Origin of the sequence: Clostridium uliginosum, from assembly GCF_900112485.1 — a bacterium.
Lineage (GTDB): Bacteria > Bacillota > Clostridia > Clostridiales > Clostridiaceae > Clostridium > Clostridium uliginosum.
The window spans coordinates 46,479-62,023 of sequence record NZ_FOMG01000017.1 but is presented as its reverse complement, the minus strand read 5'-3'; the positions used below and the strand labels follow the sequence as shown (position 1 = coordinate 62,023).

The following is a 15,545-nucleotide window of genomic DNA, read 5'->3' as shown; positions in this document are numbered from 1 at the left end:
CGCTAGTAAGTTCTAGCAGTAGCTAGATATAAGCAAAACTTATCTTCTTATCTAACGCAAAATATATGTCGTATCTTTGATCTGTTATTTTTTTCATGTGCCTAATTAGAAAGGAGTTGTTTTAAGTGCAAAGATCTATAAACTTTTTTTCTGCCTTATTAATTAATATATTTGATTTAATATCAAACTCAAGTTGTACCACTTTTATAGGTGAACCAGATTATCCTGAAGAATTATTGAAATAGATATCAAAAACAATTTCTCCAGATTCTACTTTTATTTTTATATATCCATTATGTGAGTTAATTATTTGTTGTATATTGTACAATCCATAACCTCTTGTACCTGTATTTTTAGTAGAATAGCCTCTTGTAAACATCTCATTTAAGTTAATATCATTAGAAATAGCAATTTGATTTTTAATTATTAAATGAGATGTATTATTTTCGGTTAAAATTTTAATTTCAATATTTTTTTTAGTACATTTATCTTTTATTACTTCATCAAAAGCATTATTTAATAGATTATTTAATACATTAGATATTTCCTGAAAATTTAATATATGATCTAAAATATCATTCTCAATTTCATATTGCAAATTAACATTATACTTTTTGGCTTTACATATGTTTCTATATATTATAGATTTAATAACTACATTATCAATATATATAAGTTCGTTTATCTTATTATCATACATATCTTCATCTTTTATATAATTTAAAATTGCTTGTTTCACTTCTTTTTCATCTAAAACTTCCACTATTCCTCTTATTGTATTTTTATAATTAACGAAATCATGTTGCCTTTGTTTTATTTCTTGAACTATTTCATCAATAACTGCATTGTATTCTTTAGAAATTTTTAGTTTTTCTTTTTCTCTTATTATTTTAACAATGTATAAATATGTTAATATTTGAGATATAACTAATATACTCAATATTGCTGCTGTGATAAATAAATTATTAAAGATTATTTTATTATCATAACTCCAAATAATTTTAAAAACTATAGCATATATACTACATGTTGAAATAAGATAAATTAAAATATTACTATTTATCTTTTCAAAAGTAATAGTCTTGCTTAAATTAGTTTTTGAAAAAATAATTATGCTAATTAAGATTATTAATTCTATAATGATTTCTCTAAATGTAGTATTATAAATAAATTTATTAATAATCAAATAAAGTATCAATTGTAAACTCATCTCTATAAGTAATACTAAAAAAAATTCTAATATGAGATATTTTAAAGCTCTCTTATATATAATTTTAATTATTATAATATCTATTATATATATAATAATAAAGTTTAATCCAAAATGTTCTACAAATGTAATTAAAACAGAAGTAATAAGTACACTAGATAATAATTTAAATATATTATTATCTTTCTTAGTTAAGGTTGTCCATAAGTAAATTATATTAACCATATCTAAACTATTTATAATAAAGTTATTTAACATATTATCACTTTACCTTTTTTAAACTCAGATATAACCTTATTTTTAAACTTATATCCTAAAAGAGCCGTTTTAGGATACTTATTAAAATATACTGTACTTAATTTAGCATCTAATTTTTCTATTTTACATATATAATTTCTATTTACAGCAAAGGCCCTATGACTTTGAATGATATATTCACAATTAATTAATTTCATGATTTTTTTTAAACTAATATTATTAGTAATATAAATATCATTAATAGTATTTACTTCACAATTTTTGTCTTTAACCTCTATAAAAAAAATGTCATCTATATTTATTCCCACATATATACCACTTTTTAGGGTTATAACAATTTCTTTATCTTCATCTTCATCTTTATATTTATTTAAATTATTATTTTCATTAAGTATAAGCTTATTTAACATAGTATATACTTTATTTTTATCATATGGCTTTAATATATAATCATAACAATGTGTTTGTTTAAATGCTTGTGTTATATATTCCATATGAGTTGTTAAAAAAATAATTGGCCTAAATTCATATTTAAGGATGTCTCTAATCTTCATTGCAAGATCTAATCCTGAAGATTCTTTTAAATTAACATCTATTAAAAACATATTTATATCATTCTTTTCAATTATATCTAAAGCCGTACTTTCACTATCAGCTTCATAAATTTTTACAAATTTATATGTAGATACAAGCATTTTCTTTAAAATGTCTCTTTGAATATGGTCATCCTCTACCAAAATAATAGAATACAAAAGTATCACTCCCCAATCTATATACAGTCTAACAGTATATTTTTTCTTCTTTGTATTTTAATGTACTGTTGTCTTTATATTAATTTTCTGTCAGCTTTCTAATATCCCTAACTACTCTCAAATCTTCTCCCCCTTATCTTTTGTCCCCACACATATAAAAAAACAAGGCTTGTAAATGTTTTTCTACCCGAATATTTACAAGCCTTGTTTTTTATATTTTTAAATAATACTATCTATTATATTTATATATTTTTTTATGTTACAACCAAATAACAAAAAATATGTTAATACATTCAAATATGTATAAGTTCATAAAACTAACCATATTTAGAACTTGTTTTTTATTGGGTTCTTTTCACTCTTTCTACTTATATAATACAATATTATTGGATATTATACAAATTTTTTACATAAAAAATCATCTGTAACTATTCCGCTATAGCTATTTATTTTATATTTGTTATAATTTTATACACAACAAGTTAGGGTATTAACTCAGGTAATACCCCTAAAATATATTACTTAAACTATGGTCATATAAATTAAATTTAAAATAGATTTTAGGCACATTCAAAAAAATAACTAGTCAGTCTTGTTATTTTTTTCTACTATACTAAGTCAGAAAATGCACCTAATAACAGCAGTATTAAATGCATTCCTTCCTTGTCTAGTTCAAAAAATCCTACGAGTCTTTGACTAGTTATTTATTTTACAATTCCTTATTTAAAACAGTAGCTAAAAATTCTTTTTTTCCAACTCTATCCATAGTAGCGCTTATTCTTTCTCCTGGCTCACCAATTTCTCTATAATGTTCCATTATCTTATCAATCATTGGAATTATTTCATATTCTTTAAAAATTTTCCCAAGTGAATCTGCTATTCTCATTCCTCTTCCAAATCTTCCACCTACAAATATTTCTGCTCCTACTTCCTTTGCAATAAATCCCTTAGTATTACATGCTCTTACACATCCTCCACACTCTACACAAAGTTCTTTATCAAATATTATTTTTCTATCTTTTAAAGTTAAAGCCTTTTGTCTACAAGCTTTAACGCATAATCCACAACCAACACATTTTTCTTCTTGATATTCCGGAACAGTTTTCCCCATAACCCCTATATCATTTATATTTGCTTTTGCACAGTTATTAGGACATCCAACTACTGAAAATTTACATTTTGATGGTGTTTCCGTTCCAAAGTACTTGTCCTCTAATTGTCTACATATTTCTTGAGTATCTATATTGCCATGTAAACATATTGAACCCTTACATGATACTAATGCTCTTACCTTCTTGCCTGTTCCACCATGTCTAAGTCCCAATTCTTTCGCTTCTTCCATAACTTTTTCTACATCTTCATTTTTAATCCATGGAATTTCAACTTGAAGTCTAGTTGTTAGTCCAACATATCCTCTACCATATTTTTGAGCAAGTATATTTAAACTACTTAATTCTGTTACAGTAAAATTCCCTGCTCTACTTAAAAATCTAATTGAAAAGTGTTCCTTATCATTTTGTAATAAAATTCCTAACGATTTTAAGTCTACTTGTCTCTTTTTACTAACTGACATAATATGTCCTCCCTAAAAATAAATATGTTTACTAATTTACTTTAATTATTTGAAAAAATAACATTCCATTATGCAACACATACTTACTAGTTACTTTTATTAAGATACCTTAGGCATATTTTAAAAAATAACTAATCATTATGCTAGTCTATTTTGCGTTATATACCTTATATTATTTTAATAAACAATCAAACTATAATCCAATACTTTTTAAAATATACTTATCATAAGTATTTAGTTATATGTGTATTTTTTCATATACTGGATATACTTAAATATGTAAGGAGGTGGGGTAAATGCGTATACCTAAACATATAGGGATAATTCCTGATGGAAATAGAAGATGGGCTTTATTCAATCAATTGACAAAAGATAAAGGTTACTTTTTCGGTATAGAGCCTGGACTTAATGTTTTTAAACTATGTCAAAAAGAAGGTATAGAAGAAGTCACTTTTTATGGTTTTACCATAGATAATACTAAACGTCCAAATGAACAAAAGATTGCTTTTACAAAGGCATGTATTGATTCAGTAATGCTACTTACCAAAGAAAATTGTGAGATATTAGTACTAGGAAATACAGAATCTGACTTATTTCCAAAAGAATTATTACCTTTTACTAAAAGAACTAAATTTGGTAGTGGTGGAATCAAAGCAAATTTTTTAATAAATTATGGTTGGGAGTGGGATTTAAATCTTTTAAAAGAAGATAATTCTCACAAAAAACATATTATTCCTTACATACATTCAAAAGATATTTCCAGAATAGATTTAATTATTCGCTGGGGTGGAAGAAGAAGGTTAAGTGGCTTATTACCTGCTCAATCTGTTTATTCAGATTTTTATATTTTAGATGAGTATTGGCCTGATTTTAAAGAACAAGATTTTTATGATGCTCTAAACTGGTATGATAAACAAGATGTTACACTAGGTGGCTAGAATAATATCTATTTAAATAAAAGTTTCTGTTTTAATATAGTGTTTTAAACAGAACCTAATAAAAAAGTAGAGATATGCTTTGACTAAATATTAGTATTAGTTTTGAAGCATATCTCTACTTTTTTGAATGTGGTTTAAGTACATAAAAGAAAATAGACTAGCTGACTTACTCGTTATTTATTTTAATATACCTTATATGAAAGATTTTAAGAATACCACAACAATTAAAACTGGTGCGATATACTTCATAATGAATATTAATGCATTTGCAATTTTTTCATTATTTAAAGTTCCATTATTGGTTAATTGGTCATTTACAAACTTTTTATTAGCAAAATATCCAACAAGTAAAATTATCAAAAACCCATTTACCGGTAAAAATACTTTTGAAACAAGTAAATCGAAAAGATCAAAGAATGTTTTTCCAAATATTAATTTATTACCTAAAACGCCATTAGGATTTCCTGATAATGCAGCTAATGAACCTATTATTGTTATTATTATTATGTTAATTATTACTGCTTTTTTTCTTTCTATTTTTAATTCTTCATTAAAGAAAACTATTAATACTTCTAATAAAGATATCATAGCCATTGTTGCTGCCATTGATGTTAGTAAAAAGAATATAATTGATAAAATCCATCCTCCTGGCATTTTTGAAAATATTAATGGTACAGTATTGAATAACAGTCCAGGTCCACTGCTTGGTTCCATTCCAAATGAAAAAACAGCTGGAAATATTGCAAGCCCTGCTAATAATGATACTATTGTATCTGATATTGCAACTTTACTTGCTGTAGCAATTAAATTATTATCATCAGTATAGTAACTACCATATGTAATCATTGTCCCTGTACCAACAGATAATTTAAAAAATGCTAATCCTAATGCTGAAAGAACAACTCCTATATGTACTTTTGAAAAATCGGGTTTAATTAAAAATTTAACGCCTTCCATTGATCCAGGTAATGTTAAACTTGTAAAAGCACACACTACAAGTAGTATAACTAATACGGGCATTAAAGTTTTTGTTAACTTCTCTATTCCACCCTTAACACCTAAAACTAAAATAGCTCCACCTACTGCAACTGCAATAAATTGCCAAATAATTGATGATATTGCTCCTGCACTAGTAGTATTAAATATATTACTTGCTTGCTCCAAAGTAACACCTTTAAAACTTCCAACTAATGCTTTAAATACATATGAATAAACCCACCCTACAACTACTGTGTAAAAAAACAACAGGGAATATGTAGCCAATATTGCTATAACTCCTATACTTTTAAATTTTTTCTTATTTGTAATTGTGGAAATAGCTCCATAAACATTTTTCCTAGTTCCTCTACCTATTATAAATTCACTAATAAGTACAGGCATTCCAACTAATACTACACATATCAAATAAATAATTATAAATGCTGCTCCACCATTTTTTCCTGTAACATAAGGAAACATCCATATATTACCTAACCCTACAGCGGAACTAAGTGTTGCTAAAAAGACTGTTAAGCCTGATGAAAACTTTTCTCTTTTTGATTCCACGTAACCCCTCCACTTTCTTTTATTTTGACTCTGTTTTAAAACCGTGTTGATATTAGAACAGAGCTTTTATTTTCAACTTAGGTATTTTAAAAATAAACTTATAATTTAAACCTTATGTACATGAGCGAAAATAAAAAAACAAATATGCATCTTAATAAAATCATATATATTTTATCATTATTTTAGACTATTTATAACATTTTTCGTGAAATTATTTTTAATTTTTATGTATAAAATCAAATAATATATATACTACTTTTTATGTGAATATGCCTTAATATGTTTAGCAAATCAAAAATAGGCGTTTTAACATTTAAGTTCTAGGGATCTTTTTTTAAATATCAATCCAATATACAACGTATATTGACTAGTTATTTTTTGAAGATTCCTTATGTTAAAACACCTATTCTTTAATTTACAATAATATAAGTAGGATATATTACAATATCAATACTTTTTTTAAGCATATCCTATAATTTAAAATATGACTTACTTTGAAATATCATTAATATTATATGGAGTATTTTGATATACACAATAATTTAACCAATTTCCAAAAACTATATTAGCGCTCCCTCTCCAAGTAAAATTAGGAATACTATTCACATCATCATTTACAAAATAGTTTTTAGGAATATCGGTTTCCATACCTTTTTCTCTATCTCTAACATATTCTTCTTTTAACGTGTTTCTATCATATTCAAGATGACCCATCAAGAAAACTTTTCTCCTATCTTTTGTAGCCACAATAAATACTCCTGCTTCCTCTGATTCAGATAAAATTTCAAGTTCACTAATTTTTTCTATATCTTCTTTTTTTACTTCAGTGTGTCTAGAATGTGGTGCATAAAATACATCATCTAGTCCTCTAGTTAAATCTGCTTTTTCATCATTTACCCAGTGAGGAAATACACCAAATAATTTTTTATCAAGTTCATACTTTGGTATATTGTAATGATAATATAATGCAGCTTGAGATCCCCAACAAATATGTAATGTTGAAAATACATTTTTATTACTCCACTCCATTATTTCAGTTAACTCATCCCAATATGCAATATCTTCAAATTCCATTTGTTCAACAGGTGCCCCAGTAATTATTAATCCATCAAACTTTTCATTTTTTATTTCTTCCATATAACTATAGAACTTATCTAAATGTTCTATTGGAGTGTTATGAGAAACATAAGTTTTAGTTTGAATTAGCTTTACCTCAACTTGTAATGGTGTATTAGATAAATACCTTAATAATTGATTTTCTGCTAGTATTTTTTTAGGCATTAAATTAAGAACTGCTATCTTTAATGGTCTTATATCTTGTGTATCTGCCCTTTTATCATTCATTACAAATATATTTTCTTCAGATAATACTTTAAATGCTGGCAATTCTATAGGAATTTTTATTGGCATTCCAAAAGCCCCCCCTCTTATATGCTTATTGTTTCTTTTTGGCATTATTTTCTTTCATGTTCCTAAATACCTTATCCTTAACTTATTATACCAAAAAAACATATGTTATCAATATTAGAAATTAACAATTCTTATCCTAAAATCTCACTTAGGCACATGAAAGAAAATAATAGGCTAGTATACTTGTCTATTATTTTCTTTCATGTGCCTTAATTTTAAAACTGCTTTAATAATATATCTAATTAAAAATATTTATCCGATTACTACTAGTATAGCTAATTTAAATATTAATTGTTTAATAAAGTTTCATATCTTTTTATCAAATTTTTCCATTAAATCTTTTTTATAATTATACTTTTCTTATATTTTTTACATTATATGATTAAAAATATAAAATTGAACTTTTTGAAAATTCATATTAAACTTTATCTGTATTTATTTATGATATACTTATAATTATATAATGCATATTTTTAAAAATGGATATGTTTTAATTAAATGTTGATATTTTAAAACATAACCTAAAAAATAAAAGGGGGGACTACATTTGATATTACATCAAGATGTCATCATTGGGTTCATTGGAACTTACACTAAAAATACAAGTAAGGGTATTTATAAATTTAGCTTTAACTTAAGCTCTGGTAAAATAGAGAAAATTAATTTAGCTTATGAAATTGAAAACCCTACATATTTAGCCATTGATAAAGAAAGAAATATATTATATTCTACTTGCACAGTTGGAGATAAATCTGGGGTATCTTCATTTAAATTTTTTGGAGAAAAAGATAATATTGATTTGATTAATTATAATCTTTCAGAAACAAAACCACCTTGTCATATAACCATAAGAAAGAACCGACAATTATTAATTTCATCAAATTATCATGAAAATAAAATGATTGTTTATAACACCTTAGATGGAATAATCTTAAATTCTTATAAAATTGCAAAACATACAGGCTCAAGTACAGATCCATTAAGACAACAGGAGCCACATATACATTGTTCTATTTTTACACATGATGAAAAATATATTTTATCAATTGATTTAGGCATTGATAAACTAATGGTATACACATTGGATAATAATGAATTAACTCAAAGAGCTGATCTTAGTTATTCATTCCCTAAAGGATCTGGTCCAAGACATGTAACTTATTCAAAATCAAAGCCTTTTTATTATGTTTTAAGTGAATTAACAGGTGAAATTTTCACTTTTATATATAATCCAAATGAACAAGTTCCATTTAAAAATACTCAAATTATAAGTGCTTTACCAGATACTTATAAAGGTGAAAAATCTGGTGCTGCTATACACGTTCATAAGAACAATAAATTTTTATATACTTCAGATAGAAAAAATAATTCAATAAGTTTATTTTATATAAATGAAACTGATGGAAAATTAAAATATGTAGATACTTTTTCTTGCAAAGGAAATTCTCCTCGTGATTTCCAAATGGATCCATATGGAAAATTTATAATTTGTGGTAATCAAGATTCTGATAATATATCTATATTTTCTATCAATCCATCAACCGGAGCATTAAAATTTATTGGCTTAGAAGATGTTCCAACTCCAACTTGCATAAAATTCATTGAATAATATGACTATGTTTTAAAACAAACAAAAAAATAGAAATAACATTTGTTAAAGAAGCATTGAAAAATAAGTTTAGAGTTTCTTAATTTGAAGTTGTTCCATAAAAGATTGTCCTAATGCATATTAGGAACAATCTTTTATGGGTGCAACTTCAAATGTTAGAAACTGTTAGTGAAATTTTTCTAGTCTTCTAGAATAAATGTTATTTCTATTTTTTTATGTAACTAATGTATTTTTAAAAAATAACTATTCAATATACCAATCTATTTTTCTGATAGAACAAACTTTTCTATTGCATAAGCTACTCCATCTTCATCATTACTTTTTGTAATAAAATTAGCAATTTCTTTTACTTCTGGGAATGCATTACCCATAGCTACTCCAAGTCCTGCATATTCAACCATTGATAAATCATTTCCTGCATCACCCATAGCAATAACTTCTTCTTGCTTTATTCCAAGAGTTTCAGCAAGCTTTTTTAACCCTAAGCCTTTATCAACTTCCTTATTCATAAATTCTAAGAAGTAAGGTGCACTTCTTAGCACAGTATACTTTTCATAAACTTCTTTAGGTAATTTTTTTATAGCTTCTTCTAATATAGGTTCTGGATCTATCATCATTACTTTTATTATATCCTCATCATCATCTATTGAGTTAAAATCTGCTATATTCACATTAATTTCATTCATCTCTGCTTCATAATCTGTATATTTATTAGTTTTAGGAGTTATCAGTCCCTTAGTTGAAGAGAACGCATGAATATTTATGCCACATTCATTAGCTATTTTGCTTAAATATTTTAAATCTGAACCTTTTATTGCTATCTTTGATATAACTTTTCCACTTTTAGCATTTTGAGCTACTCCTCCATTGAAACTAAGTACATAATCCTCTTCTTTTAATAAATCAAGTTCCTTTAAGTATCTTGTTAAACCATCAGAAGGTCTTCCTGAAGTTAAAACAACTTTAACACCTTTTTCTTCAGCTGCCTTTATAGCCTTTTTATTCTTTTCAGAAATTTTCTTATCACTTGTTAATAATGTGCCATCCATATCTAGTGCTATTAATTTGTACATATTTTTCCTCCAATAATTCTAATCTTTAGGCACATGAACGAAAATAATAGACCAAAGATGCACCGTATATTTTACGTCATACTAGTCTATTGCTTTTTTTAAATGTGCCTTTGGCTATATTTTAAAATATCAACATTCACTTAAAACATAGCCAGTCTTTAAAAATAATTATATCATAATAAGGCATTTTTTGAAGATACCTTATATATCTGCTGGGAATACTACACCTACTTGATGTCTTATTTCTTGTAAAATCTTTATAGTTTCTAAAGAATTACTATTACTATTCACATTTGATTCAAGTAAATTATCATTAATTATTTGAATAAATTCTTGAATTTCATAAATCATATCATATTTTTCTTGAGATTCTGAGATAACTTCAGTTGTTCCATCTTTATACATTATACTAATATTTTCCATAGTATTTATATGATCTATTATAATTGATCCTTCTTCTCCTTGAATTTCAGATGGCAGATATGAATTACTTATCTTTGAATAAATAACCATTCCATCCATATCATCATAATCAAAAATTGCACTTCCTTGTGCATCAACACCTGATTCTAACATAATTGCATTTGCTTTTATCTTATTTGGTATTCCAAACAAGCATACCATTGGATAGATTGTATAAATCCCTATGTCCATTACTGCTCCATTAGATAATTCAGGTTTAAAAGCATTTATAACAATTCCTTCTTTATATTTATCATACCTTGAAGAATACTGACAATAACTCGCAAAATATCTCCTTACTTTACCTATCTTATGTAAATTATCTTTTATCTTTTTAAAATTAGGTAAAAGAGTTGTCTTCATTCCCTCCATTAAAACCACATTATTTTTCTTTGCAATTTCTAACATTTCCTTAACTTCTTTTTCATTAGAAGCTATTGGCTTTTCACAAAAAACATGTTTTTTATGTTCTAAAAACAGTTTTGAATATTTACAATGTAATGCATTGGGAGAGGCAATATAAACTGCGTCAATTAAATCACTATTAGCCATTTTTTCTAAATCTGTAAAAGTATTTTCAACTCCATATTTTGATGCAAATTCTTTTGCTTTTTCTTCACTTCTAGAAAAAATAGCATTTAAAGAAAAATTCTTTTCTAATGCTCCTGCGCTCAAAAAATTTTCCGTTATGAAATTTGTTCCTACTATACCGAACCTAATAATTTTGCTTGTCATGATTGTATCCCCCTCTCGTTTTTGAGCTCTGTTTTAAAACCGTGTTGATCTTGTTACATATTGTTCAGTGTGTTAAGGCAGAGCTATTTATTTTGTATTTGAAATTTCATACTTATTTTACAATACTAATTAATAATAATCAATAACAAATAATAACTAATAATAATTAATTAAATATTTATTTCGGTTAATCTACCACATAACTAAAACTTTGCTTGTGGGTATCTACATTTTAGGAACATTGAAAATATACGTCGCATCTTTGGATTGTTATTTTCTTTTGTGTCCATTAAACTCATATTTTGTAACTAATATGTATTTTTTTCATAATATAAAATATATTTAAGAATTTGTTGAGGTATTGTTATGCTTGAATCAATATTGTTAGTATCATCTTTATGTATAGATTCCTTTGTTGCAAGCATTGCTTATGGTACATCTAAAATTAAAATCCCACCACTTTCTGCTTTAATAATAAATTTAGTGTCTACATCCACGCTTGGGATTTCTTTATTGATTGGATCTATAGTAAAAAATTTTCTACCAGGTAACCTACCCAAAATAATAGGATTTATTCTCTTAATGGGACTCGGTATATATCGCTTGTTTGAGTGCATTTTTAAATCTTATATATCTAAGCGTTCTAAGATAGATACCCCATTAACTTTTAAATTATTCGATTTTAAGTTTGTATTAGATGTTTACGCTGATGAAATAAAAGCAGATTTTGATAAATCTAAAATATTAAGCACTAAAGAATCATTTTATTTAGCACTAGCATTATCATTAGATAGTCTTGCTGTAGGATTTGGTTCTAGTTTAGTTAGTATAAACTATCTTCAAGTTATTATTTTATGCTTTATCATAGGATTCATAGCAGTATCTATAGGCGTGTTTATTGGTAAAAAATTTGCTGAAAATATAAACATTGAGCTTTCATGGCTCTCTGGTTTATTACTTATAATATTAGCAGTTATTAAATTTTTATAAATAAAGCACATTCAAAGAAATAGGACAAATAATTGCAAGATAAACACTGGAAAATTGTGACTAGTATTTCTTTATTTTAGGCACATTAAAATAAATAACAAGTCAAATATGCGTCGTATCTTTGACTTGTTATTTTCTTTAATATGCCTTAAGTTGTTACAAAATTGTTTATCAAAAGCTTGTCTTTAAAACAAACTGTTTTTGGTACAACTTGAAATTTTAGAAATACTTAGTATGATTTTCTGGGTTTATATAGCAAATATTTGTCCTATTTCTGATTTTTACATTTTTTTGAATGTACCTAAATATCTAATATTTTTCTTATCTTATCTATATCTATGTTTTTCTCAAACATTTTTGCTAAATTATCATATTGCTCATTTTTATATTCATCTATTCTTTTTATTTCATCTTCTTCTGAAAATTTAATATTATTAATTTCCTTAAGTGAATTAATAAAAGCATTTGTAAAGTCTTCTGAATCAAATACACCATGCAAATATGTTCCGGCTACAGTTCCAGTTTTATTGCATACTCCAACAATATTTCCTTTTGAATCTTTTATAAATGGCTTTGCATTTTTACCAACTTTACTTATTCCATTGTGTATCTCATATCCAATAACATTTTTTGATTCTAGAGTATTTATCTCATTAAGATTACATATTACCTTTGCTTCTACTTGTTTAGTTGACTTTCTCTCATTAAATCTTGTTTTTATATCTAGAAGCCCAAAACCTTCTTCTTGCAACGCTTTGCCTTCTACTCCTACTTGATCTAATAATAATTTTCCAAGCATTTGATATCCACCACATATTCCTAGTATTAAAATTCCTTTATTATTCAAATTTATTATCTCGTCAAATAATTTATTTTCTTTTAATGTCCTTAAATCTTCGATACTATTTTTAGTACCTGGAATAATTACCATATTAGGCTCTTTCAAATCTTTTACATTATCAACATATCTAATATTAACATCTTTTATTCTATCTAGCACCGCAAAATCAGTAAAATTTGACATGTGCGAAAGTCTAATTATTGCTATGTCAAGTTTGTCGTCTTCTACTTTTTTCCCATTTTTAATTCTATCTGTAACACTATCTTCCTCTTCAATATCTAAAAACTCATAAGGCATAACCCCAAGAACAGGTATTTTAATTATATCCTCTAATTGTTTAATCGCTGGTTTAAATAGTTCTTTATTACCTCTAAACTTATTTATAATTACACCTTTTACTCTTTTTCTTTCTTCTTCAGATAATAGTTGAATAGTTCCAACAATAGAAGCAAAAACTCCTCCCCTGTCAATATCAGATACCAAAATCACAGGCGCATCAACGCTCTCTGCCATATTCATATTTGATATATCACTTTCCTTTAGGTTAATTTCTGCACAGCTCCCTGAACCTTCTAATACAATTAAATCATAATCTTTACTTAATTTATCATATGCACATCTTACAACATTTCTTAATTCTTGATTTAATTCTTTATACTTATAAGGTTCAATACTCACATAAACCTTTCCATTGACTATAACTTGAGTATTATCTCCATTTGGTTTTAATAATACAGGGTTCATTAAAGCATCAGGTTCAATTTGGCATGCTTCAGCTTGTACTACTTGAGCTCTACCCATTTCTAGCCCATCCTTTGTAACATATGAATTCAAAGAAATATTCAAAGCCTTAAATGGAGCAACTTTTAATCCTTGATTTTTGAGAAATCTACATAAAGCTGTTGCTAGAGTGCTCTTTCCAACTGAAGATGCTGTACCTAAAAACATTATATTTTTCTTATCCATACTATCCTCCAAAACCATATTTTATATATAAAGCATTCAATAATTTGCAATTTAGATTAACTATTTATAATTAAAGTTTAATTTATTTTGGCGTGTTCAAAAGAAGCATTTACTTAAGCACATAAAATAAAATAACAGACCAAAGATGCATCATAACTTTGGTGCAATGGCAAGAAAGTAAGCTTAGTTAATAGCAAATGATGCAGTATGATGCAAAATAGTCAATCATCCTGGTCTGTTATTCTTTTGAATGTACCTTACACATTGTAAATTGCTGACAAAATCTAATCTATTATTAAATATCCATAATTACTTGAAGTTTCTTTTTTTATAATTTTAAAGTCTACTTTTTCTTTAAAGATAGGTCCATCAAAAACAAATGTGTGATATTCTCCGTTCTCTCCACTTGGATCACATCCTAAGTCCTTTATATCACTAATTATATCTTTTGTTAACTTCAATCCTAAAAATTCTTTTTTTAATAAATTTAAATTCACTTTTTTAATTACAGTACTAAATCCAGAATTTAAAAACTCATTAGTTAATCCTTCTCTATCTTCTTGCCATAAAGGGAACTCTCCAATCATATCTGCTTCTTTACATCTGTCTAAACACCATTTCTTATGTTCTTCTATATCTATATCTCCAAAGATACATAAATTAATATTATTTTCCTTAGCCTTCTTTAAAGCTTTTGAAAATTCAATCGAATAATCCTCTCCATTAGCACAGTTAACCTCTAATAATGGAATATCTAGAGCCTTAGAAGTTTTCTCAAACAATTCTTTTGGTATTTGATGAAACCAAGAATTATTATTTTCATCAAACGTAACTAAAAGCGCTGCTGGTTTATATCCTTTATTTATCATCCTATACAAAGCCAACATACTATCTTTTCCTCCACTATAAGAGGTAATAAATTTTATTTTATCCATATATACACCTACTATAAGACATATTTTATACTTACTAGTTAAATATATTTTTCCCTTCACTAGTTTACTTTAATAATAATATTTCGCTATGTTTTATAAGAGTGTTGATATTGTTATATAATAGCGAACTGGCATTGAAATTTGCTTTGTAGAACTCTTAATGAATATTTGTACTATTAATTGCTTGTCACAATCTTTGATTGGGAGCATGCATTAATAGGACTAATATTCATTTTAGAGTTTTCAAA

13 protein-coding genes are annotated in these 15,545 nt (G+C 26.1%); 4 read left to right on the top strand and 9 right to left on the bottom strand.

Features of this window, described 5'->3' with window-relative positions; genetic code table 11:
- The first annotated feature begins 125 nt into the window (after positions 1–125).
- Complete coding sequence (locus BM027_RS18915) at positions 126–245, top strand: AgrD family cyclic lactone autoinducer peptide (RefSeq protein WP_090091888.1); 120 nt, start codon at positions 126–128, stop codon at positions 243–245.
- Here BM027_RS18915 and BM027_RS11645 read toward each other — a convergent pair.
- From BM027_RS11645 to BM027_RS11635, 3 genes are all read right to left on the bottom strand, one after another.
- Positions 221–1,468, bottom strand: coding sequence for a GHKL domain-containing protein (locus tag BM027_RS11645; RefSeq protein ID WP_090091886.1), 1,248 nt, complete (start codon positions 1,466–1,468; stop codon positions 221–223). The genes BM027_RS18915 and BM027_RS11645 overlap by 25 nt on opposite strands.
- Entirely contained in the window at positions 1,462–2,220 is a 759-nt protein-coding gene (locus tag BM027_RS11640) for a LytR/AlgR family response regulator transcription factor (protein ID WP_090091884.1), read from the bottom strand. The genes BM027_RS11645 and BM027_RS11640 overlap by 7 nt, the downstream gene beginning before the upstream one ends.
- A 709-nt stretch (positions 2,221–2,929) precedes the next feature.
- The gene (locus BM027_RS11635) at positions 2,930–3,793 is read right to left on the bottom strand and encodes a 4Fe-4S dicluster domain-containing protein (RefSeq protein WP_090091882.1); all 864 of its coding nucleotides are present in this window, start codon (positions 3,791–3,793) and stop codon (positions 2,930–2,932) included.
- Between the two features lie 296 nt (positions 3,794–4,089).
- Here BM027_RS11635 and BM027_RS11630 point away from each other — a divergent pair, with 296 nt between their 5' ends.
- Entirely contained in the window at positions 4,090–4,731 is a 642-nt protein-coding gene (locus tag BM027_RS11630) for an undecaprenyl diphosphate synthase family protein (protein ID WP_090091878.1), read from the top strand.
- Positions 4,732–4,923: 192 nt separating this feature from the next.
- Here the strand turns inward: BM027_RS11630 and BM027_RS11625 are convergent, their stop codons facing one another.
- Positions 4,924–6,276 carry a sodium-dependent transporter gene (locus BM027_RS11625; RefSeq protein WP_090091873.1) on the bottom strand — a complete coding sequence of 451 codons (1,353 nt, stop codon included), beginning with the start codon at positions 6,274–6,276 and terminating at the stop codon, positions 4,924–4,926.
- A gap of 489 nt (positions 6,277–6,765) precedes the next feature.
- Positions 6,766–7,686, bottom strand: a complete 921-nt coding sequence (metA, locus tag BM027_RS11620) for a homoserine O-acetyltransferase MetA (RefSeq protein ID WP_090091871.1) — start codon at positions 7,684–7,686, stop codon at positions 6,766–6,768.
- Between the two features lie 547 nt (positions 7,687–8,233).
- Between metA and BM027_RS11615 the strand changes: the two genes are divergently transcribed.
- Positions 8,234–9,295, top strand: a complete 1,062-nt coding sequence (locus tag BM027_RS11615) for a lactonase family protein (protein WP_090091869.1) — start codon at positions 8,234–8,236, stop codon at positions 9,293–9,295.
- Between the two features lie 260 nt (positions 9,296–9,555).
- Here BM027_RS11615 and yidA read toward each other — a convergent pair whose 3' ends face one another.
- The gene (gene yidA / locus BM027_RS11610; RefSeq protein ID WP_090091866.1) at positions 9,556–10,368 is read right to left on the bottom strand and encodes a sugar-phosphatase; all 813 of its coding nucleotides are present in this window, start codon (positions 10,366–10,368) and stop codon (positions 9,556–9,558) included.
- 201 nt (positions 10,369–10,569) lie between these two features.
- Complete coding sequence (locus BM027_RS11605) at positions 10,570–11,565, bottom strand: Gfo/Idh/MocA family protein (protein ID WP_278320238.1); 996 nt, start codon at positions 11,563–11,565, stop codon at positions 10,570–10,572.
- A 366-nt stretch (positions 11,566–11,931) separates the two neighbouring features.
- On the opposite strand from BM027_RS11605, the gene ytaF reads away from it, so the two are divergent.
- Positions 11,932–12,555: a sporulation membrane protein YtaF gene (gene ytaF, locus BM027_RS11600; RefSeq protein WP_090091864.1), complete on the top strand. Its 624-nt coding sequence runs from the start codon at positions 11,932–11,934 to the stop codon at positions 12,553–12,555.
- A 301-nt stretch (positions 12,556–12,856) separates the two neighbouring features.
- Here ytaF and BM027_RS11595 read toward each other — a convergent pair whose 3' ends face one another.
- Together BM027_RS11595 and BM027_RS11590 are read right to left on the bottom strand one after the other, a co-directional pair.
- Positions 12,857–14,362 (bottom strand): cobyric acid synthase, encoded by a 1,506-nt coding sequence (locus BM027_RS11595; RefSeq protein ID WP_090091862.1) that lies wholly within the window; start codon positions 14,360–14,362, stop codon positions 12,857–12,859.
- 284 nt (positions 14,363–14,646) lie between these two features.
- The gene (locus tag BM027_RS11590) at positions 14,647–15,297 is read right to left on the bottom strand and encodes a Dph6-related ATP pyrophosphatase (RefSeq protein WP_090091860.1); all 651 of its coding nucleotides are present in this window, start codon (positions 15,295–15,297) and stop codon (positions 14,647–14,649) included.
- Positions 15,298–15,545: the final 248 nt, after the last annotated feature.